Below are 21,402 nucleotides of genomic sequence, written 5' to 3'. Positions count from 1 at the left end.
GTTCCTCCCCGTCCTGTTGCCTCTATGTCGGCGCGGGGTCCGTAAAGGGTTGCAGGCTATTTGAAGCCGTACGTCAGGTCGGCCAGTTCGGCCTGGCCCTCGGCGTTCGGATGAAAATAGTCGACCTGGTTGACCAGATCGAGGCTGAAGCCGGCCTCGTGCGGGTCGTCGTCCCAGCGGCACCGACTGCCGTATTTCGCGCACGCCGCGGCCAGCTGGTCGTTGTAGTCGTTGACCCGGGCGCGCACAGTGCGCCGGCGCTGGTCGGCCGTCTCGCTGGTCGACGTGGAGTCGGCCAGCATCGACGGGCACGTGTCGAACCGCTGCCAGGCCCGCACGGCGCGATCGTTCTTGCGGCCCTGCTGCCACAGCCGATAGACGTCGGGCACGCCCGCGACCAGCACGTTCGCCTTGGGCAGGCCCTTCTTGAGCCGGTTCAGCCCGCGGTCGATCCGGCTGCGGAACGTCGGCACCGAGGTCATCGCGGCGGTCGAGCCGGCGCAGGCGTCGTTCGCTCCGATCAGGATCGTCACGTACTGCGCCTTCATGTCGATCGCCTGCGCGACCTGACCGGACAGGTCGCTCGCGCGCGCACCCGGCCGGGCGAAGTTGCGCGCCTTGCCTTTGATCCGCGGATTCTTGGCCAGGATGCGCCGATAGTGACTGTCCACCGCGTCGGCCGTGCCGGTGGCCCACGAGTTGCGCCCGCACACCAGGAACGCCCCGCAGCTGCCGAACCCGGCCGTGATCGAGTCGCCGAGCGCCGCCATCGACGACGGGTAGCCCTTGGGTGGCGCGCCCGTCGGTTCAGGATCGCCACCGCCGGTGCCACCCGCGCCCGCCTCACAGGCCAGCGCGAACACCGCGAGACCGGCCAACGCCACCCCATGCCACCGGCGCACGATCAACCCTCCAGAGTCACGCGATGCAGTCACTCCGGCACGATATGTCATGAAGGCCAGTGAAGAGGGCCCACGCCACGTACGAGAAACCGCTGCTCCCGTACGCGTCCCGACCGTCCGCAACCGCATCGGCCCTGCTCAGGGCCCGCCTCGCACGCGTGTGCCGACTTACGGGCCGTAACGCGGGCTCCGGCCGTGGTGGGTGGTCACTCAGGCGTGCGCGAGGTCCTCCCGCAAGACGTTCAAAGTGACAGTGGCGGGTTCGCCCTCGACCGACCCCGCGATCTGGTCGCCGGCCGCGAACAGGTCCTTGGCGAACAGGCCGCTGCCGTCGATGCGCAGATAGCCGGCGCTGACCAGCCGCTCAGCGTCCCCGGCGGCGAGCTCGGGCCGCACGTCCGTGCCCGGCATCTGCACGGCCGTCACCGTGCCGACCTCCTCCCCGGCCGAGTCGGCGACGGACATGCCCACGTTGACACGGGCGATCGGCAAGGCGTGCGACGGGGTCTCGGGCTGCATGAGAGGGGCATTCCCCGCCCGGCCCGGCGAAAACGCTCGGGCGGCCGCAGAGAGCGGACGGCCCGGAGCCGCGCGGGCGGTGACGGCGTTGACGGTCTGGTCCCGCGCGGGCGGCGACGGCGTGAACGGCCTGGTCCCGCGCGGGCGGCCCGGACTGGCGCGGGCGGCCGGGACTCGCGCGGGCTCGACGGGCGGATGGCCCGGCAGGTGCGGGCGGTGCCGGGCCGGTCTTGCGCGGGCGGCGACGGCGTGGGCGGCCCTGGATTGGCGCGGGTGGCCCGGACTCGCGGAGACGGCCCGGACACGTGGGGGCGCGACGGGCGGGCGGTCCGGGCACGTGCGGGCGGTGCCGGGCCGGTCTTGCGCGGGCGGCGACGGCGTGGGCGGCCCTGGATTGGCGCGGGTGGCCCGGACTCGCGGAGACGGCCCGGACACGTGGGGGCGCGACGGGGCGGGGGCCAGACACGTGCGGGCGGTGCCGGGCCGGTCTTGCGCGGGCGGCGACGGCGTGGGCGGCCCTGGATTGGCGCGGGTGGCCCGGACTCGCGGAGACGGCCCGGACACGTGGGGGCGCGACGGGGCGGGGGCCAGACACGTGCTGGCGGTGACGGGCCAGTCTCGCGGGTGGCGACGGCGTGGATGGCCCGGACACGTGCGGGCGACCCGGACACACGCGGGCGGTGCCGGGCCGGTCTTGCGCGGGCGGCGACGGTGCGGGTGGCGACCGTGCGGGTGGCCCGGACACGCGCGAGGCGGCGGGTGGCGCGCGTTCAGGTGGGTCCGGGTGGTTCCGTGGCGAGCGGCGGCTTGGGCGCGCCGGTCGGCAGGCGCCAGGCACGAGCGGGCGACGGGAACAGCTCGCGGCACAGCAGCGCGATGACCACCAGGTGCAGCAGGTCGCCGCCGTAATACATCAGCTGGGCGGCCTGTTCGGCGTCGGGTGCGGGCACCCCCGGCGGCGGGTGGGCGTACAGGTGCTTGGCCAGAATGCCGTGCACGGCGACGAAGGCGACCAGCACTGCCGCGCGGAGGGCGGGGCCCGGCCGGTGCGGCGCCGGATCGCGGCCGATGATCGCGGCGGTGAAGAGGTAGCCCGCCAGCAGCAGGTGCACCTGGATGAGCACGCCACCGGAGTGCAGGCCGGTGGTGTAGAGCAGCCACATGCCGCCGGCGTCGAGCACACCCGCCGTCACCGGGTGGGTCAGCAGCACGATCGGGCGGCTGCGGAGCACCCGGGCCAGGCGGCGGGCCGGCCGCACGGGCAGGGCCCGCAACGCGAGCGTGACCGGGCGGCCGAACACCAGCAGGAGCGGTGCGGCCATGCCGAGCAGCAGGTGACCGGCCATGTGGTCGCGGAAACTGTGCGCGTGCCCGGAGCCGGCCACCGCGGCGGCGATGCCGAAATACCAGGCCAGCGCGCGCCCGGGTGGCCAGTCGACCCCGCGCCGGCGCAGCCGGAGGGCCGCCGCCGCGTAGGCGACGGCGGCCACGACCAGCAGGCCGATCACAACAACCTGACGCGCCGCGCGACGGCGGCGGTCGTGGGCCGGGTGCGCGGCGCGGGCGTGTGCCGCTGGGCGGCGGTGGTCGTGTGGCGGATGAGCGGCGCGGGCGTGTGCCGCTGGGCGGTGGCGGTGGTCAGGGGCGGGGTGAGCCGCGCCGGAGAGTGGTGCTGGGCGGCGGTGATCACGTGACCTGTGCGGTTCGGCGGGAGCGGGCCAGCAGCACGACGCCGGTGGCGATCAGGGCGGCCGCGATGATGTTCCACGTCCAGTCGTATGCGGTCAGGTCGACGTCGTAGCGGATCTGGTGCAGCCGCATCAGTTTGTGCTGGACGGTTCCGTCGTAGAGCTGGAACACGCCGGTCGCCGTGAGCAGGGCACCCCACCAGGGGCGGGGCCGCCACGAGCCGGTGCGCCGCAGCGAAGCCAGCAGGAACAGCGACGCCACGGCGGCGAAGAAGCTGACCGCGTGGAACACCCCGTCGGAGATCAGCCCGACGGCCGGCGTCGACTTGTCGTAGAAGTGATGCCAGTGCAGCAACTGGTGGAACACGGTTTCGTCGACGAAAGCCGCGATGCCCAGCCCGAGCAGCGCCCCCGACAGGAGGTTATTCCGTCTCGCCACGGCCGTCCTCGGTCTGGGCCGCGGTGTCCGGCTCGTGTTCCGGGTCGGGCTCGGACGGGGGCCGCCGGCTCGCTTCGACCTCGGTGGGGGTGAGCGGGCTGTCGGCGCCCTCTTCAGCGGCGCCCCGGCCGACGGCGTGGTCCTGAGTCATGACAATCGCTCCGTCCGTTCATCGTGGACGGCGCGCTTACCCGGGGAATCGCCGGACAAACGACGGCGGCTCCGCGGGTGAACGGGCGGCGGGGTCAGCCGGGGACCGGGTGGCGGATCAGCCGGGGGACCGGCGGCGGGTCGACCGGGCGACCGGGCGGCGGGTCAGCCGGGTGTAGCCGGGCCGTTCAGCTCAGCCCCCCGCCACGGCCGGAGCCCGCGCAACGGCCCGGTGCCGCGGCCGGTCGCGAGGCGGGCCCGGAACGGGTCCTGTGCCTTTGCGGGCGGCCACGACGCGTACGGGAAAAGGTTCGGCGGTGTCCCCCGGGAAGAGAGGACACCGCCGTAGGAAGGAACGGTCAGTTACCGCTGATGGTGAATGGTGAACCGGGCTGGATGACGATGTTGCCGTCGGCCGAGTTCGTGATGGTGACGTTGCTGAGGACGGCGTTGCCGCGGGCACCGCTCATGGCGAGAATCCCCGCGCCGTTGTTGGATTTGTCGATGCGGACGTTGGTGACGGCGACGTTGGGCATGTTGCCGCCGCCGGTCTTGAACTGGATGCCGTCGTAGGTGGAATCGAGGATCTCGGTGTCGCGAATGGTGACGCCGGTGATGTCCTTGCCCGACGGGAACAGCGTGATCGCGCCGAATTCCTGGTCCTCGTTCCAGAAGACGCCGCCGGCCCGGTAGAGGCCGTTGTTGGCCAGCAGTGTCGTCCCGCCGAACGGCAGCGGGTCGTGGTCGGTGGCCAGCATGATGCCGGGGTAGTTCATCGTGTCGTAGATGAGGTTGTTCTCGGCGGAATTGTTGGACCCGCCGTAGATGGCGATGCCGTTGGCCCGCCACGGCAACTGCACCGTGTTGTTGACGAAGTGGTTGTTGCTGGCGGAGTCGGCCGACGTGTCGCGAACCCGCGGATTGGCCCAGACGGCCAGCGAGTCGTCACCGGTCGTGCGGAACGTCGAGTTGAACACCCGCGAATTGCGCGTGCCGTTGCTGAAGTTGATGCCGTCGGCGTACGTGTCCCGGATGCGCATCCCGCTGAATTCGACACCGTCGCCCGGGTTCCAATAGGCGGGGGTGTCCGAGTAGTCGCGGCCGACCCAGGCGCCGACGTTGACGTGCTCGATCCACACGTTGCTGATCTTCGTGTTCTTGCCGAGCCGGCCGTTGATGCCGTGGCCGCGGTGGGCCCGGTTGGTGGTCATGCCGAAGATCGCCAGGTCGGAGATCTGCGTGTTGTCGTCGATGTCGAACCCGACGTTGCCCTCGTGCGGGTGGTTGATGTTGCCGGTCACGTTCTGCGGCTCGGTGTTCGTGTAGAGCCGCGTGTGCCACATGCCGGCGCCGCGGATGACCACGTTGCGCAGGCCTTTCTGGTTCCACTGCCCGCGGTTGGGGTCGGGCGAGAGGATCTTCTGCTCCTGGCGCCACTGCCCGGCCGGGATCCAGACGCAACCGATCACGCCGTTCTCGTCGTCGGTGACCGCGCGCTGGATGGCGGCCGTGTCGTCGACGCCGTCGTTGGCCACCGCGCCGTAGGTCGTGATCGACACACAGCCGGCCGGCTGGGACAGGGCGGGGGCCACCTGCTCCAGGTCGACCAGGTCGATGATGTAGAACGCCGCGGTGTCGCCCGCGTCGCGCTGCAGCTTGAAGCGGGTGCCGGCCGGATACGACTGGGACAGCAGCGCGTTGGACTCGTCGAACAGCCGGCGCGCGTCGGCCGACGGCGTGTTCGAGAGCGACTCGGTGTCGTCGGTCGTGCCGTAGAGCCAGCTGTTGCGCGACGAGAGCGTCAGTTTCTGCACGAACTGGTCGTTGGCGTAGAGGCTGATCGTCGCGTTCTGGCCGCCGCCACCCGGCGCGTCGGGGATCGAGTTGCGCACGACGATCGAGTTGGCCTGGTTGACCGACGTGAACTCGACGAACTGGCCGGTGCTGTTCAGGCGCACCGACTTGCGGCCCGACGACTCGGTGCCGAAGTTGGTGTGGCCGAAGGTGCGCAACGGGTCCGCCTCGACCAGGGTGCCCTGGTAGCGGGCGGCTTCGGCCTCGTACGAGACGTAGGGTGTGGCCGCTCCCCGGCCGACCACTATCGATTGCGTACGGGAGTTGTTGTTCTCGTTCGTCTCGGCGACCACGTTGGTGGCGTCGGCTGTGGCCGTGACGGTCGCGCCGCCGCTGGTGGCCGTCCAGGGGCCGGCGTTGACGGTGACCGTGGCGCCGGCCGCGATCGCGCCCGTGTTCACGTTGAGCGTCGTAGTGCCGGCAACCACCCGGGTGACGCCGGCCGCCGAGGCGGTGGTGCCCCGGTTGTTCACGGCGACAGCGAACGTGACCGACGCGCCCGCTGCCGGGTTTGCCGGATTCGGGGTTACGCTCACGACCTGAAGGTCCGGGCCCGGGGCTTGGGTGACGGTCAGCGCGGTCGGGGAGACCAGTGAGTTGTTCGAGTTGTCGGTTTCGGCCACGGTGTCGGCCGGGTCGACGACGGCGGACACCTGATAGGAGCCCTGCGCCCGGCGGCCCGCGTTCACGGTGACGGTGGTCGAGGCGCCGGCGTTGAGGGCGCCCACGTTCGCGCTGCCCACGGTGTTCCCGCCCAGCCGCACGTCGAGTGTGGTCGCCGCCGCGGCGACGCTGCCCTGATTGCGTACGGTGGCCGTGACGGTGATCGTGGATGCCTCGTCGGGGGTGGCCGGGCTCCAGGTCAGTCCCGTCACGACGAGATCCGGGTTGGGGGCCCAGGAACCGAGCACCTGCAGCTCGGCGACCTGACCGCCTGGCGCGCCGGTGTTGCTGAAGACCTGCAGCTGCACGTCGGCGACCCGCCCCGTCACCGGGATGGTGACCGTGTTGCCGCTGCCGAACGCGTAGTCGGCGCGCGCCTTGAGCGACGTGAACGCCGACGCGCCCGTGGCCCGGCCCAGCACCTGGATGTTCTGGGTGCGCGGACCCCATGAGGAGTCGGGGTTGAGCTTGACGACCACGCCGGTGACGTTGGCGTCGGAGCCGAGCTTGGCGGTCAGCGTGGCCGGGAAGCCGTTGGACTCCCAGTAGGTGGCGAGGTTGTTGTCGTTGGCGTTGGGGGCGACGAAGCCGAAGACCGAGCTCGAGGCCTCCATCGTCTTGCCCGCGGCCAAGTTGGTGCCCGTCGGCGGGTCGGGATCCGGATTTTGTCCGGCCACCCCGTAGACCTCCAGTTCGGAGAGCTGCGCGGCCGGCCATCCGGTGTTGGCGGTGACGTTGACGCGGACGTAGCGGACGGTGGCCGCGGTGAAGTCGACCGTGACGGTGTTGCCGCTGCCCGGGTTGAAGGTGCGGCCCGCGCCGGCTGACAGGGTGCTCCACGTCGAGTTGTTCGTGCTGCCCAGCACGCTGAGCGTCTGGGTACGGGTCGCCCAGTCGGCCGGCGGGGGCAGCTTCAGTTTGACCTGATCGACGGCGACGGCGCTGCCCAAGTCGACCTGCACCCACTGCGGGAAGGAATTGTTCGGGCTCTCCCAGTAGGAGCTCGCGTTGCCGTCGGTGACGTTGCCGGCCCCGTACGGGCCGTTGGTGCCGCTCGCCGTGGCGGCCTTGCCCTGGGCCAGGTTGGGCCCGCCGGCGGCGTGCGCGGGGGGAGCGGAGAGCCCGGCGGCGACCAGCGCGGCCGCCAGGATGCCCGTGACGAATCGTCCTCTCATAGATCCCTCTTAGGTGTGCGCGCGGGGTCGCCGAGGTTCGGGGTCTCGACGACCACCGGGGATGGGGGACTGTCTGCCACAAATTTTCAACTTGTTGCCAAGTTTTTTCGTGAGCAGGGATTCAAGGTTTCAGATACGTCACTGGAAAGTCAACGGGTGATGTCGCGGGATTTCGGGCGCCCCGGGGTATCAGAAGGGAGTGGGGGCTGTGGTCGCGTTGTGCCTGATCCAGTTCGTCGACGTCATGGGCGTGACAGTCGTCGTGACGACGCTGCCCGCGATGCTGCGCGACGTGGACGCCGCGCCCGGTGACGACGCGATCGTGGCCACCGGCTACGCCATGTTCTTCGGCGGCCTGCTGATGTTCGGGGCCCGGCTGGGCGACCGGCTCGGGCACCGCCGGTGCATCCTCGGCAGCCTGGTCGCGTTCGCGGCGGGAACGCTGCTCACGGCCACGGCCGGCTCGACGCTGACGCTGACGGCGGGCCGGTGCCTGCAGGGGGCGGCCGCGGCCGTCGCGGTGCCGTCGGCGCTGCGGCTGCTGACCGCGGTCGCCCGCGACGAGCGGCAGCGGGCCCGCGCGGTGGCCGCCTGGAGCGCGGCCGGTGCGGCCGCGGGCGCCTCCGGGTTCGTGGTGGGCGGGCTCGTGTCGGCGGCCGGCAGCTGGCGACTGATCTTCTGGGGGCTGCTGGTCGTCTCGGCCGTGCTGGCCGTCGCGGTAGTGCGTTTCGTGCCGGCGGAGCGTTCCGCTCGCGACGGCCGCCCGCTCAATCTGACCGGTTCGCTGCTGCTGACGGCGGCGGTCATGCTGGCGGTCGTCGGGGCGGCGGTGACCGGGCCGTTGCTGCTGGGCGGGGCCGTGTGCGCCGCCGTCCTGTTCGTGGTGGCCGACCGCCGGTCCGCGGCGCCCGTCCTGCCGCCGGACGTGCTGCGCCTGACCCGGCTGCGGCGCGGGGCCGGGGGAGCGTTCTTCAACACCGCGACCACCGCGGTGGCCACGCTGATCACGATCTACCTGCAGACCGACCTCGGCCGTACGCCCCTGGCGGCGGCGGCCACCCTGCTGCCGCTGAGCGTGGCCGTCATCCCCGGCTCGGCCGTGGCGGCGCGGCTGATCGTGCGCCGGCCCGCCGAGCGCGTGGCGGCGTACGGGCTCGCCTTGATCGCTCTGGGGGTGGCGGTACCGCTGCTCGACCCGCGGCAGCCGATCCTGCTCGCCGCGAGCATGGCGGTCGTCGGCCTCGGGCTGGGACTGGCCTCGGTCGCCACGACCTCGCTGGCCACCGACGTGCCGGAGGGCCCCCGGGCGACGGCGGCGGGCATCGCCAACACCACCGCCCAGCTGGGCACGGCGATCGGAACGGCGGCACTGCTGTTGCTGGCCGACGCGACCACCAGCCTGCTCGCCTGGGGCCTGGCCGCGGTGACGGCGGTGGCCGCGGCAGTGGTGCTGGGTCGGCTGCGGCCGGTCGGCGCTGCGCCGGCCAGCTGACCGGCCTCGCTTTACTGCAGGTCGCCGTCATCGAGGTGGTGTTCCTCCATGAAAGCCGCGGCGTCCTCACCCCGGGCCCGCAGGCTCCGGGCGACCAGCACCGCCGCGTCCCAGTCGAGGTCCTCGTCGTCCAGGAGGCGGCGGGCCGTCTCCTCGGCCTCCGCGGGCCGGCCGAGTTCGAGGAGCAACTCCGCCGCGGTCAGCACGAGTTCGGAGTCGGTCTCGGCGTGACGCAGGGCGCGGGCCAGCGCGTCCTCGGGCCGCCCGGCCAGCTTCAGCAGGCGGCACAGGTCGTCCTGGGCGTGGACCGCGTCCAGGGCGTCGACCCGGGACACGAGCTCGTCCAGGTCGGCCGGCACCGTGGTGCCGGAACCCAGGGCCTTGGTCAGGGTTCGCGCCTCGGCCTCGGCGTCGCCGGCCGCGCGGTGCAGCGCGGCGGCCTCGAAGAGCTGGTCGGCCGCCCGCTGGCCGTCGCTGGGGTAGGCGGTCTCCTCGAGCAGCACCGCGCGCGGCGGCAGGGAGGCCGGCAGCCGGGGCGCCGCGAGCAGTTCGTCGATCACGGCCCGGCGGGCCTCGGGCCGCTGGCCCGTCCGCCGGTTCAGCTCGATCAGCAGCCAGCGGGCCTCAAGGGCGGCGTCGGTGAGGCCGGCCCGGTCGAGACTGCGCCGGGCCTCCTCCGCCGTCTCCAGCGCGTCGCCCCACTGGGCCGCGTTGCGCAGGGCGTACGCGGCGTCCAGGCGGGCCTGCGCGGCCCCGGCCTCGTCACCGGCGGCGGTCAGGTCGGCCACCTTGCCGACCAGCTCGTCCACGGCCGGCTTGCCGGGGTGCGCACTGATCGGCAGGCCGGCCAGCACGGTCAGCGGCAGGTGATCGGCCAGCGGTGCCGCGGCCAGCCGGGCCTCGACCCGGCCGCTCTGGTGGCTGTTGCCGTTACGCCGGTCGAAGTCGGCCGCGAGCGAACGGGCCAGGGTCACCAGGTCGGCGTGGGTCTCGGCGGCCGTGCTCTGCCACCGCCGGGCGCCGTTGCCGGTGGCCCGCCGTACGGGTGTGTCACCCGCACCCTCGTCGATCAGCCGGCGCAGCACCAAGGCCGCGGCCGATGCGAACTCCATGGCCGCGTACGGCGAGGCCGGCCGGTCCAGCCAGGGCAGGTGCCGTTCGACCAGGGTCAGCCCGTACTCCTGATTGCCGGTGAGACCGCAGAACTGCACGTTGAGCGCGATCAGCTCGAGGTAGTGACGGCTGTCGCGGATCCGCTGGTACGCCGACTTGTGCGCCCGTACGGCCTCGGCCGTGCGCCCGGTGTGCAGGTAGGCCAGCAGCAGGTGGCTGAGGATCTGCTGCGGCTGCTCGGTGCAGCCGCCGAACGCGTACGGGCTGCCGACCCGCACCGCCTCCTCGTACTCGCCCCGCGCCACCAGGTATTCCACCTCGGTGGTGGGCACGCAGGCCTGGCAGTCGGACAGGCTGTCGCGCCGCGCCGCGGCCATCTGCTCGAACCACTGCCCGGCCGCCTCGAGGTCGCCGAGGTGCGTGGCCATCATGGCCCGATGCTGGTGGACGGCGTGCAGGCTGTGACTGCCGGCCTGGTAGCGCCGCTGCATGTCGTCCAGCAGGGCCTTCGTCTTGTCGAGGGGAATGCCGGAGAACTGCGACAACTCCCAGACGATCCACTTGAACCGCCACAGCAGGGTGTGCTCGTCGTACGAGGTGGTCAGCTCGGGGTGCCGGTCGAACGTGGCCAGCAGCCAGGAGAACGTCATGAAGGCCCGTGCGTACTCACCGGCGTAGTGCATGTCGTGCAGGGCGTTCATCCGGGCCCGGTACGCGAACTCGGTGCGCCCCGTCGCGTCGGCGTGCCGGAACACGGTGTCCAGCGCGGCGAAATAGGCCGGCCCGTGGCCGTGCTCGTGGGCCTCGGCCAGCATGCGTTCGAGCTCGGCGTCGGCGGCGGTCATGCCCGGCCGCCCATCGCGCGGGTCAGCAGGCCCAGGAACGACTGGTTGAACGCGGCGGTCGCGGCCGGGGTGAGCGGCTGCCGGGCGAGCAGCAGAGCCTGGGTGTAGAGGCCCTCGATCGCGTACGTGGTCAGCTCCTCGTCGCCGGTGTGCATGGCCTGGCGGGTCAACGGGTTCCGATGGTTGAGCACCAGCTGCGGCCGTTGCTCGGGCCCGGAGGTGAAGGCGTCGAACAGCGACGACCACAGCTCGTCGGACCCGTCGCGGATGCGGCGCATGTCGCCCTGCAGCGCGGCGTCCCCGTCGAGCAGGTAGAGCGCGGGCAGCCCGGCCGGGTCGAACGAGCGGACCACGACCTCCACCCCCTGCCGGTCCAGGATCCGCTGCGCGAGCGCCTGGAACGGGCGCAGGGCCACCTCGTCGGCGGGTGGCAGCTGGTCGAGGCGCAAGGTCAGGTCGGCCGGCGTGAGCTCTTCGACGGCGGCCCCCGGCACCGCCGCGGACAACCGGGACAGCAGCTCCGCGTCGTAGACGTAACCCCCGTTGACCAGCGGAATCTGCTGGGCGGCGGCCACCGAGCCCATCTGCCGGAACTCGTCGACCGAGGCGGTGTACCGGACCACCGCGTACCGGTCGAGGAACTCGGCCAGGGTGAGCCGCCCGACGTTCGTCTCGAACGGCCACCACTCGTGCACCAGGCGCAGCATCTCGTCGTCGTGCACGGCCAGGGCCTTGACGCCGAGGTGGTGGATCTCCAGGAACTGCCGCAGCCGTACGGGATCCGTCGTGCCGAGCCGGGTGAGCCAGCCCCGCAACCCGTCGCCCAGCGTGTCCCGCACCTGCTCGAGCAGACCGTCGTCGTAGAGCGCCTCCCGGCTCGCGGTCGGCCGCAACTCCGTGGTGTCGACGACGCAGCGCACGAAGAACGCCCACGGCGGCAGCAGCCCCTCGATGCCCTCCGAGAGCAGCATCTGCTTGAGGTACACGCGGTGGGCGACCCGGACGGCCGGGTTGGCCGGGGCCGGCAGGACGAACGCCACGCCCCGCACCCCGGCCTCCGGCGCGCTCAGATCGATCATGTCGAAAGGCTCGAAACCAAAAGCTTCCCGGGCGTACGCGGTGAGCCTCGCCCGCCGTGCCGCCGGTGACTCGGCCGGATCCCGCTCCCACGGCGGCAGCCCCGCCGCGACCGGCTCGTCGCCGACCCGCACCTCGAACGGCAGCATCGAACCGTACAGGCCGGCCAGCTCACGAACCGTGCGGCCGCTCAGCCAATGCTCCTCGCCGCGCCGCGGCACCAGAGTGACCGTCGTGCCCGGCTCGTCCCGCTGCCGCTCGGGGAGCTCAACGGCATAACGGCCGTCGCTGAACCCCGTCCACAACACGGTCGGCTCGTCCCCGCGGCGGGTCACCACGCGGATCTCGTCGGCGACCGTGAAACACGACAGCAGCCCGATCCCGAACTGCCCCAGGAACTCGTGCCGCGCGAAGCCCAGATCGTCCCGCTTGGAGCTGCGCCCGATGGTCGCCAGCAGCTCGTGCACCTGAGCCTCGGTTAGCCCGATCCCGGTGTCGTGCACCCGCAACACGCCGTCGGCCGGCTCGAACCAGATCTCCCCGCGCGCCCGCGGCTCCTCCAGCCGCCGCGCGGTGATCGCATCGACCGCGTTCTGCAGCAACTCCCGCACATAAACGCGCGGCGTCGCGTACAGGTGGTGGCTCAGCAGATCCACCACGCCCCGCAGATCCACCCGGAATGTAAAGCTCACGTCGCGCTCCCCGCAGCCGTCGGCGAGCACACGATAGATGCCGTCCGGTGGTTGCGATGCCCCGGCCGGGTTTCCTCGCCAACGCGCCCGTCCGCACCCCCGAGCCACCAGGGCGAGCGGTCAGATGTCCCAGAAGTGCCGCCGCCCAATCGGCCACAAGTGCAGGCTCGTCGATTGCGCACCGGCCGCGAAATCGAACCGTCCGCGGGGCGGGGCGCAGCCGCAGGCTGTGGCGGTATGACAGTTTGGCGAAGAAAGTGCAGGCAGGGTGGCCTGCGGAGCCGGTCAGACCGCAGAATGTCCGGGCCAATCATGGGGTGGACACGGGCTGTCACCATGGGTTCACGCATGGGACGGGGGACGGTCTGAGCATGGGCGGTTTTGTTGACGCTGCGCTGAGTTTTCCGACCGTTCTTTTCACCCCCATGCTGGTCGTGGTCGTCGGTTTCTGGCTTGTCGTCGTCGTGGGTGGCGCCGACCCCGATGCGGGTTCCGAGGCCGGTGACACCGGCCCGCTCGACTTCGCCGGGCTGGGTGGCGTGCCGGCGTCGATCTCGGTTTCGCTGCTCATCGCGTTCGCCTGGTTCGCCAGCCTCGCCGGGGGCGAGTTTCACGGGCCGATCCCCCTCTGGGCCGTGCTGATCGCCGCGGTCGCTGTGGCCTGGGTGCTCACCCGCCTCCTGGTGATCCCGCTCCGCAAGATGCTCCCGGACGGCCCGGACGCTTCCCGCGCCGACTTCGTGGGGCTCACCTGCATCATCCGCACCGGCCGGGTGACCGACACGTTCGGTCAGGCCGAGGTGCACGCGCCGGACGGTTCGTCGGCGATCGTCCAGGTGCGTCAGGCCGGCGCCGACGATCTGCGGGCCGGGTCCGAGGCGCTGCTCTACGACTTCGACCCGGACGGCGAGTTCTTCTGGGTCGTTCCTACCGATATCGCAACTAGGGGTCATTGATGGACGTTGTCTCCACCGGGTTCGGCATACTCATCGCCGTCGTCCTCCTTGTGGCCATCGGCGTGCTGTTCTTCATCAGCCGCATGTTCCGCAAGGTCGAGCAGGGCAAGGCCCTCATCGTGTCGAAGGTGCGCCGCGTCGACGTGACGTTCACCGGCGCCGTCGTGCTCCCCGTGCTGCACAAGGCCGAGATCATGGACATCTCGGTCAAGACCATCGAGATCACCCGTACGGGTCGTGAGGGTCTGATCTGCAAGGACAACATCCGGGCGGACATCCGGATCACGTTCTTCGTGCGGGTCAACAAGACCACCGAGGACGTCATCAAGGTGGCCCAGGCGATCGGCACCGACCGCGCCAGCAACGAGTCGACGCTGCAGGAGTTGTTCAGCGCGAAGTTCTCGGAGGCGCTCAAGACGGTCGGCAAGCAGCTCGACTTCGTCGACCTCTACACCCGGCGCAACGACTTCCGCGACCAGATCATCGAGGTGATCGGCACCGACCTCAACGGCTACAGCCTGGAGGACGCGGCGATCGACTTCCTCGAGCAGACGCCGCTGGGCTCGATGGACCCCAAGAACATCCTGGACGCGCAGGGCATCCGCAAGATCACCGAGCTGACCGCGATCGAGGCCGTACGCACCAACGACTTCCGGCGCAACGAGGAGAAGGAGATCACTCGCCAGAACGTGGACGCCAAGGAGGCCATCCTCGAGCTGGAGCGCCGGCAGTCCGACGCCGAGATCAAGCAGCGCCGTGAGATCGAGACCATGCGGGCCCGCGAGGAGGCCGAGATCGCGCTGGCCCACGCCGAGGAGCGGCTGCGCGCGCAGGGCGCCCTGATCAAGACCGATCAGCAGCTGGGTGTGCAGGAGGAGAACAAGCGCCGCGAGATCGCGGTGGCCGAGAAGAACCGCGAGCGGGTCATCGCGATCGAGACCGAGCGCATCGAGAAGGACCGGATGCTCGAGGTGATCGGCCGCGACCGCGAGACCGAGCTGTCCACGATCGCCAAGGACAAGGAGGTCGAGTCGGAGAAGCGGCTCATGGCCGAGGTGATCCGGGAGCGCATCGCGGTCGAGAAGACGGTGGCCGAGCAGGAGGAGAACATCAAGCGCCTGCGGACGGTCGAGGAGGCCGAGCGCACCCGTCAGGCGGTGGTCATCCAGGCCGAGGCCGAGGCGCAGGAGGCCCTGGTCAAGGACATCAAGGCGGCCGAGGCGGCGGAGGCCGCGGCCAAGTTCAAGGCGCGCGAGGAAGTGCTGCTGGCCGAGGCCCGTCAGCAGGCCGCCGAGCTCGACGCCCGGTCGAAGATCCGGCTGGCTGAGGGCACGCAGGCCGAGGCGGCCGCGGCCGGCCTGGCCGACGTGCTGGTGCGCGAGCGCAGCGCCGACGCGATCGAGAAGACGGGCCGGGCCGAGGCCGCCGTCGAGCGGGAGAAGGCGCTGGTCGCGGCGGAGGCGATCCGCGAGAAGCTGAAGGGCGAGGCCGAGGGTCTGCAGGAGAAGGCGGGCGCGATGGCCGCGCTGGACGACGCGACCCGCGAGCACGAGGAGTACCGCCTGCGGCTGGAGATGGAGAAGGAGATCCGCCTGGCCGGCATCAACGTGCACAAGGAGATCGCCGAGTCGCAGGCGATGGTCGTGGCGGCCGGGCTGGAGAAGGCCGACATCGACATCGTGGGCGGCGACTCGGTGTTCTTCGACAAGCTGATCGGGTCGATCACGTTGGGCAAGAGCATCGACGGCTTCGTCGAGCACTCGTCGGTGGCTCAGGGCCTCGGTCAGCGCTACCTGGACGGCACGGCCAACTTCGCCGACGACCTGAGCCGCGTGGTCGGCTCCGTGTCCACGGCCGACGTGGCCAACGTCAGCCTGGCCGCCTTCCTGACCCAGCAGATCAAGAACGGTGGCCAGGACGCCGGCAAGCTGCGTGAGCTGCTTGCCGCCGCGCAGGAGATGGGCATCGCCGACGGGAAGGTACCGGCCACCCGGTGACAGCGGAGACCATTGACGCCGGCACCTACGAGGTGCTGCGCGGCCGGCTCGGTGCGCGTGCGCGCGAACTGGCCGGCCGCGCGGAGGCCCTGAACGCACGGCGGATCGAGACCTTCGGCGGGCAGCAGACCCGGTTGCTGCACACCGACCGGGTGCGCACCGAGAACAACTGCGTGCCGCGGGACATCGCGCAGGTCGGCGGCGTCATGCTGTTCGGCTACAACGTGTTCATCGGGCTCAAGACCGAGACCGCGGTGTCCGACGTCTTCGCGGTGCACCGGTTCAACGGCACCTTCGAAGCGGCCACGCTGCCCGGGCTGCTCGACGACCCCAAGTTCGAGCGCGACTTCGCCGAGCTCTACCGCTACTACAAGCAGACGAAGCTGCTGCAGCTGCGCCGCGTGGAAAATCTGCTGCTGGCCGTCTTCCAGACCGGGGCCCGCGGCGACGACCTCAAGGTGCTGCGCTGGCAGGTCGGCCTGGACGGCACGGTGTCCTATCAGGACAACCGGGGCGAACGCGACCACGTGTTCCCGCCGCAGCACGACTTCGAGTGGACCGTCACCGGCCGCGAGCAGCACGTGCTGGGCCGGCACCCGCACGTGTCGATCGAGGACGAGGTGTTCGTCGAGGCGGTCGGGGGCAGCCTCACCGTCAAGGTGGAGAACAACACCGAGGACGGCGAGGGCATCTTCGCCGAGCCGGTCGACGAGCCGCTGCAGAGCCTGGCCGACGCGGAGATCTCGTACGCCCGGGTCGGGCCGCTGATCCTGCTGCGCGTGCTGCCGTACCAGGAAACGGTCTATCGGTATCTGGTCTTCAACACCCGGACGAAGGACGTGCGCCGGCTCGACGGCATCGGGCAGGCCTGCCGCCGGTTGCCGGACGATCAGGGCGTCATCTTCCCGGGCGGGTACTACCTGGCCACCGGGGTCGCCAAGACGTTCGACGCGGACACCACCGACCTCGAGTACGAGCGCGCGATCCACTCGGTCAACGGCGAGGACGTGCTGTACGTCTTCCACGCCCGCGCCGCCGGCCGCTACCTGCTGCTGCCCTACAACGTGATCCGCAAGGAGGTCGCCACCCCGATCGTCGGCCACGGCTACTCGCTGTTCGACGACGGCACCCTGGTCGTCTTCCGCACGACCTCCGACGAGCCGGCCCGCGTGCACCCGATGCAGGTGTGGCAGACCCCGTACGAGTCGGACACGCACGCGGCCGCCCGTCCCGTCGGCGACGGGCCCCTCGACCGGATCGGCAACGCGGACCTCGTACGGGGAATCGCCGACGCGCTCGCCGTGGACCGCATGGTCGCCGAGATGAGCCCGTCGGGTCCGGTCTTCGAGGCGATCATCGCGGCCTGCGCCCGGGTGGCCGACAGCTATCACTGGCTGAACGACCCGGAGCTGGAAAACCTGGGCGAGCCGCTGTCGGAGGTGCGGGCCACCGCCGAGCAGGTGCTCGACGAGTTCGAGTCGGTGCAGGTGCTGACCGCGCAGGCGGCCGACGCGGTGACGGCGGCCGAGAGCAACGCCACCTCGCTGATCGGCAAGGCCCGCGCGGAGAACCCGACCACCACCGGCGGCTGGGTGGCCCAGCTGGGCGGGCTGCGGCAGGAGCAGGGCCGGCTGGCCGGGCTGCGCGAGATGCGCTACGCCGACCCGGCCCGGATCGACAGGGTGGACGCGAGCCTGGCCACCGCGGTCGACGAGACGGCCCGGCGCGCGGTCGAGCACCTGCAGCGGCCGGACGCGTTCGCCGACTACGAGTCCACGGTGGAGGACCTGGTCGCCTCGGCCGCCGCGATCGCCACCACGGCCGAGGCCGAGCCGGTCACGGCCCGCATCGCCGAGCAGTTCGACGGGCTGCAAGCGGTGACCGAGGTGGTGGGCGGCCTGGACATCGCGGACGCAGGCGTACGGGTCGGGATCCTGGAACGCCTCGGCACCGTGATGGGCGGGCTGAACCGGGCCCGGGCCACCGTCGAGAGCCGCCGCCGCGAACTGGCCGCCCTGGAGGGCCGGGCCGAGTTCGCTGCCGAGTTCGCCCTGTTCGGGCAGGCGGTGAGCGGCGCGCTGGCGTCCGCCGACACCCCGGAACGCTGCGACGAGCACCTGACCCGGCTGATGGCGCAGATCGAGACGCTGGAGACCCGGTTCGGCGAGTTCGCCGACTTCGCCGAGCAGCTCTCGGCCAAGCGCACCGAGGTCTACGAGGCGATCTCGGGCCGCCGCCAGGCCCTGCTGGACGAGCAGGCCCGCCGGGCCGACCGGCTGGCCGACTCGGCCCGGCGCATTCTCGACACCGTGCGCCGCCGCACCGCCACGCTCACCGACGTCGACCAGGTCAACACGTATTTCGCCACCGACCCGATGGTGGCCAAGCTGCGCTCGCTCACGGCCGACCTGCGTGGGCTGGGCGACAGCGTCCGTGCCGAGGAGCTGGACGGGCAGCTCAAGGCCGCGCGGCAGGACGCCGGGCGTTCGCTGCGGGACCGGCAGGACCTGTACGACGACGGGGGCCGCACGATCCGGCTGGGCCGGCACACGTTTGTCGTCAACACCAGCGCGATCGACCTGACCCTGGTGCCGCACGGCGACGAGCTGGCCTTCGCGATCACCGGCACCGACTACCGTGGCCCGATCCGCGACGAGGCCTTCCTGGCCACCCAGCCGTTCTGGAGCCAGCCCCTGGTCTCCGAGGACGAGCAGGTCTACCGGGGCGAGCACCTGGCCGCGGCGGTTTTCGCGGCCGATCCCGCGGCGGCGGCAACCGCCCTCACCGACGACACACTGCGCGATCTCGTACGCCGGGGGGCCGAGGCCCGCTACGACGAAGGGTACGAGCGGGGCGTGCACGACGCCGACGCCGCCCTGATCCTGGCCGCGCTGGTCCGGCTGCACGCCGGGGCCGGGCTGCTGCGGTACTCGCCGGACGTACGGGCTTCGGCGCAGTTGTTCTGGGCTTTCGGTCCTTCGCCGGACCAGCGGGCGCAGTGGGCTCTGCGGGCGGCCTCGCTCGTACGGGTGCGGGCCATGTTCGGATCGGCCGGTGCGGCCCTGCGCGAGTTGCGGGACGAGATCGCGCTGGCTGCCCTCGCCTTCTCCGCCTCGGCTCCGCACGACGCCGTGGGCGAATACCTCATCGAGGAGCTGGCCGGGACGCCCGAGGGGTTCGCGACCAGCGCCGGCGCACGGACGTTGCTCGACCGCTTCCACCGTGAACTCGGTGGCGCCCAGTCGGCCGCCGGTCGGCAGTACGCGGCCGACCTGCGCGCCCTGGACGACGACGTGGATGCTCGACGACAGCTGGTTCAAGCCTGGTTGACCGCGTTCCAGTCGGCCAAGCCGGATTCCGGGGACCTGTCCGACGTGACCGAAGCGGTGGCGATCGAGGTCGCCACCGACCTGACCCGCTACGACGTGTCGGCTTCGCTCACCGAGACGGTCAGCGGCCTGCTGGGTGTGCACCCGCGCATCAGCGAAGGGTCGCTGCCGGTACGGCTCGATGATCTTCTGACCCGCACCCGGGCGCTGCGGGAGAACCGGATGCCCGCCTATCGCGCCTATCAGAAGCAACGGGCCGCACTGGCCGCCGCCGAACGCGACCGGCTGCGCCTCGACGAGTTCAAGCCGCGCGTGATGACCGCGTTCGTCCGCAACCGCCTGCTCGACGAGGTGTACCTGCCGCTCATCGGCGACAACCTGGCCCGGCAGCTGGGCGCGACCGGCGACGGCAAACGCACCGACCAGTCCGGCCTGCTGCTGCTGATCTCGCCGCCCGGCTACGGCAAGACCACGCTGATGGAATACGTGGCGGACCGGCTCGGCCTGATCTTCGTCAAGGTCAACGGGCCCGCGCTGGGGCACGGGGTGACCTCGCTCGACCCGGCCGACGCGCCCGACGCCACCGCCCGGCAGGAGGTCGAGAAGATCTCGTTCGCCCTCCAGATGGGCAACAACGTGCTGCTCTACCTGGACGACATCCAGCACACCAACCCGGAACTGTTGCAGAAGTTCATCTCGCTGACCGACGCCCAGCGCCGGATGGAAGGCGTCTGGGACGGCCGGACCCGCACGTACGACCTGCGGGGCAAACGCTTCGCGGTGTGCATGGCCGGCAACCCGTACACGGAGACCGGCCGCCGCTTCCGCGTGCCCGACATGCTGGCCAACCGGGCCGACGTGTGGAACCTGGGCGACGTGCTGGCCGGCAGGGAGGATCTGTTCGAGCTGTCCTACCTGGAGAACGCGCTCACCTCCAACACCACCCTGGCCCCGCTGGCCGCCCGCGACCGGGCCGACCTGCCGCTGCTGCTGCGCCTGGCCGACGGCGACGACTCCGTACGGGCGGACCGGTTGTCCTACCCGTACTCGGCGGCCGAACTGGAGCAGGTGCTGTCGGTGCTGCGCAAGATGAAACGGGCGCAACGCGTGGTGCTGCGCAACAACCAGGCGTACATCGCGTCGGCGGCCCAGTCCGACGCGGCCCGCACCGAGCCGCCGTTCCGCCTGCAAGGCAGCTACCGCAACATGAACAAGCTGGCCGAACGCATCGTCCCCGCGATGAACGACGACGAGCTGGAAACGGTGATCGACGACCACTACCTGGGCGAGGCGCAGACCCTGGCCGCGGGCGCCGAGGCCAACCTGCTCAAACTGGCCGCACTCCGCGAGCGGCTGAGCCCGGCGCAGGCGTCGCGGTGGGAGGAGGTCAAGGCCGCGTACCGGCGCGAACAAGCACTGGGCGGGGCCGGCGACGACCCCATGGTGCGCGCGGTGGGGGCGGTCGGCCTGCTGGCGGATCGCGTACGGGCCATCGAGTCGGCCATCCGCGAGGTCAACGGCCCTCGCTGAGCAGGTCGCCGGGGCCGCCGGTGGGGAGGGCGATCCAGCCTTCGCGGCGGGCGGCCTCCTGCTGGGCAGGGGACGGTCGCAGGTAGCGGCCCAGGGCGGCGGCGCGGGCGGCCAGTCCGGCGATCACCGCGTCGAACGCGTCGTGGCTGGTGCGGCACAGGTCCCCGTACGGGCCGAGGTCGAGCCACGGCGCGGCGGTGAGCAGCTCGTCGAGCAGGGTGCTGTGGCCCTGCACTTTGTAGCCGCGGTGGGTCAGGCCCCAGCGGCGCAGGGTGGCCGCCGGGTAGACCTCGACCAGCGCGCCGTCGCCGCTGCGGTCCTCGACGCCCAGGTGGGCCAGCAGGTTGGCGCAGCGGAAGGCCACGTAGGCGATCCGGTCGGCCGACACGCTGAGCGGGTTGACCCCGGTCTCGGCCCGGACGACCTGGTCGGTGAGCCGGTAGGCCAGGCCCCGCCGCCACGCCGCGTCCGCCGCCACCGGGCCCAGCCGTCCCTGCCGTTGCGCCACCACGAAGTCGACGAACGCGTCCGGCCAGCCGAGCGGGCAGTCCAGACCGGCCTTGTCGACCCCGTGGACCGCCTTCAGCAGGTCGTCGTCGGAAACCCCGAGACGCAGATCCCGTACGGCGGCGCCGCCGCCCGACCAGTCGAGGAGAGCCACGGCCGTGCGCTCGTCGGCCGAGGCCAGGTCGACACCGAGGGTCAGCACGGGCCCAGTGTGGCAGGACAGGGGCCTGGGCCGCAGAACGAAACGATGGGCCACCGAACGAAACTCCGATCGGCTTCGTGTTGACCGGTCCGGTCCCGGCCGAGCTGCATGGACTTGTGAGCCTGCTTCCCGATCCCACCGTGACCCGCGCCGAGCGGACGGCGATGTATGTGGCTTTCGCCGAGCGCGCACGTGACCGTGCCAAGGAGAGAGTGCGCACTTCGCGGTTGCTCGTCGACCGTGCGGCGGCAGCTCGCCGGTCCGCCGACCAG

14 protein-coding genes are annotated in these 21,402 nt (G+C 71.5%); 4 read left to right on the top strand and 10 right to left on the bottom strand.

The features are described from left to right. Positions 1-56 precede the first annotated feature (56 nt). The 7 genes from BKA14_RS25330 to BKA14_RS25300 form a co-directional block, all read right to left on the bottom strand. Positions 57-905, bottom strand: a complete 849-nt coding sequence (locus BKA14_RS25330; protein WP_239093488.1) for a GDSL-type esterase/lipase family protein — start codon at positions 903-905, stop codon at positions 57-59. A gap of 207 nt (positions 906-1,112) precedes the next feature. Next, positions 1,113-1,421, bottom strand: coding sequence for a hypothetical protein (locus tag BKA14_RS25325; RefSeq protein WP_239093471.1), 309 nt, complete (start codon positions 1,419-1,421; stop codon positions 1,113-1,115). A 770-nt stretch (positions 1,422-2,191) separates the two neighbouring features. Further along, entirely contained in the window at positions 2,192-2,929 is a 738-nt protein-coding gene (locus BKA14_RS25320) for a cytochrome c oxidase assembly protein (RefSeq protein ID WP_239093467.1), read from the bottom strand. After that, positions 2,926-3,111 (bottom strand): hypothetical protein, encoded by a 186-nt coding sequence (locus BKA14_RS25315; RefSeq protein WP_184953356.1) that lies wholly within the window; start codon positions 3,109-3,111, stop codon positions 2,926-2,928. Before BKA14_RS25315 ends, BKA14_RS25320 begins: the two co-directional genes overlap by 4 nt. Then, entirely contained in the window at positions 3,108-3,548 is a 441-nt protein-coding gene (locus BKA14_RS25310; protein WP_184953355.1) for a DUF2243 domain-containing protein, read from the bottom strand. The genes BKA14_RS25315 and BKA14_RS25310 overlap by 4 nt, the downstream gene beginning before the upstream one ends. After that, positions 3,532-3,699: a hypothetical protein gene (locus tag BKA14_RS25305; RefSeq protein ID WP_184953354.1), complete on the bottom strand. Its 168-nt coding sequence runs from the start codon at positions 3,697-3,699 to the stop codon at positions 3,532-3,534. The genes BKA14_RS25310 and BKA14_RS25305 overlap by 17 nt, the downstream gene beginning before the upstream one ends. 358 nt (positions 3,700-4,057) lie before the next feature. Further along, positions 4,058-7,390 (bottom strand): CARDB domain-containing protein, encoded by a 3,333-nt coding sequence (locus tag BKA14_RS25300; protein ID WP_184953353.1) that lies wholly within the window; start codon positions 7,388-7,390, stop codon positions 4,058-4,060. 199 nt (positions 7,391-7,589) lie between these two features. On the opposite strand from BKA14_RS25300, the gene BKA14_RS25295 reads away from it, so the two are divergent. After that, on the top strand, positions 7,590-8,882 hold the full coding sequence (locus BKA14_RS25295) for an MFS transporter (RefSeq protein ID WP_184953352.1): 1,293 nt from the start codon (positions 7,590-7,592) through the stop codon (positions 8,880-8,882). Between the two features lie 11 nt (positions 8,883-8,893). On the opposite strand, the gene BKA14_RS25290 is transcribed toward BKA14_RS25295, so the two are convergent. Both BKA14_RS25290 and BKA14_RS25285 read right to left on the bottom strand, forming a co-directional pair. Next, positions 8,894-10,840, bottom strand: coding sequence for a hypothetical protein (locus tag BKA14_RS25290; RefSeq protein ID WP_184953351.1), 1,947 nt, complete (start codon positions 10,838-10,840; stop codon positions 8,894-8,896). Next, positions 10,837-12,609, bottom strand: a complete 1,773-nt coding sequence (locus tag BKA14_RS25285) for an HSP90 family protein (protein ID WP_184953350.1) — start codon at positions 12,607-12,609, stop codon at positions 10,837-10,839. The genes BKA14_RS25290 and BKA14_RS25285 overlap by 4 nt, the downstream gene beginning before the upstream one ends. A gap of 371 nt (positions 12,610-12,980) precedes the next feature. Between BKA14_RS25285 and BKA14_RS25280 the strand changes: the two genes are divergently transcribed. The 3 genes from BKA14_RS25280 to BKA14_RS25270 are packed head-to-tail and all read left to right on the top strand — an operon-like array spanning position 12,981 to position 20,421. Next, positions 12,981-13,565, top strand: a complete 585-nt coding sequence (locus tag BKA14_RS25280; RefSeq protein ID WP_184953349.1) for a hypothetical protein — start codon at positions 12,981-12,983, stop codon at positions 13,563-13,565. Beyond that, positions 13,565-15,562 (top strand): flotillin family protein, encoded by a 1,998-nt coding sequence (locus BKA14_RS25275; protein ID WP_184953348.1) that lies wholly within the window; start codon positions 13,565-13,567, stop codon positions 15,560-15,562. Before BKA14_RS25280 ends, BKA14_RS25275 begins: the two co-directional genes overlap by 1 nt. Then, complete coding sequence (locus BKA14_RS25270; protein ID WP_184953347.1) at positions 15,559-20,421, top strand: DNA repair ATPase; 4,863 nt, start codon at positions 15,559-15,561, stop codon at positions 20,419-20,421. Before BKA14_RS25275 ends, BKA14_RS25270 begins: the two co-directional genes overlap by 4 nt. Here BKA14_RS25270 and BKA14_RS25265 read toward each other — a convergent pair. Next, on the bottom strand, positions 20,405-21,130 hold the full coding sequence (locus BKA14_RS25265) for a DUF429 domain-containing protein (RefSeq protein WP_184953346.1): 726 nt from the start codon (positions 21,128-21,130) through the stop codon (positions 20,405-20,407). The genes BKA14_RS25270 and BKA14_RS25265 overlap by 17 nt on opposite strands. Positions 21,131-21,402: the final 272 nt, after the last annotated feature.

Source organism: Paractinoplanes abujensis (assembly GCF_014204895.1).
Classification (GTDB): Bacteria; Actinomycetota; Actinomycetes; order Mycobacteriales; family Micromonosporaceae; genus Actinoplanes; species Actinoplanes abujensis.
The sequence above is the reverse complement of the archived record's forward strand: the minus strand, read 5'-3'. Positions and strand labels throughout refer to the sequence as shown.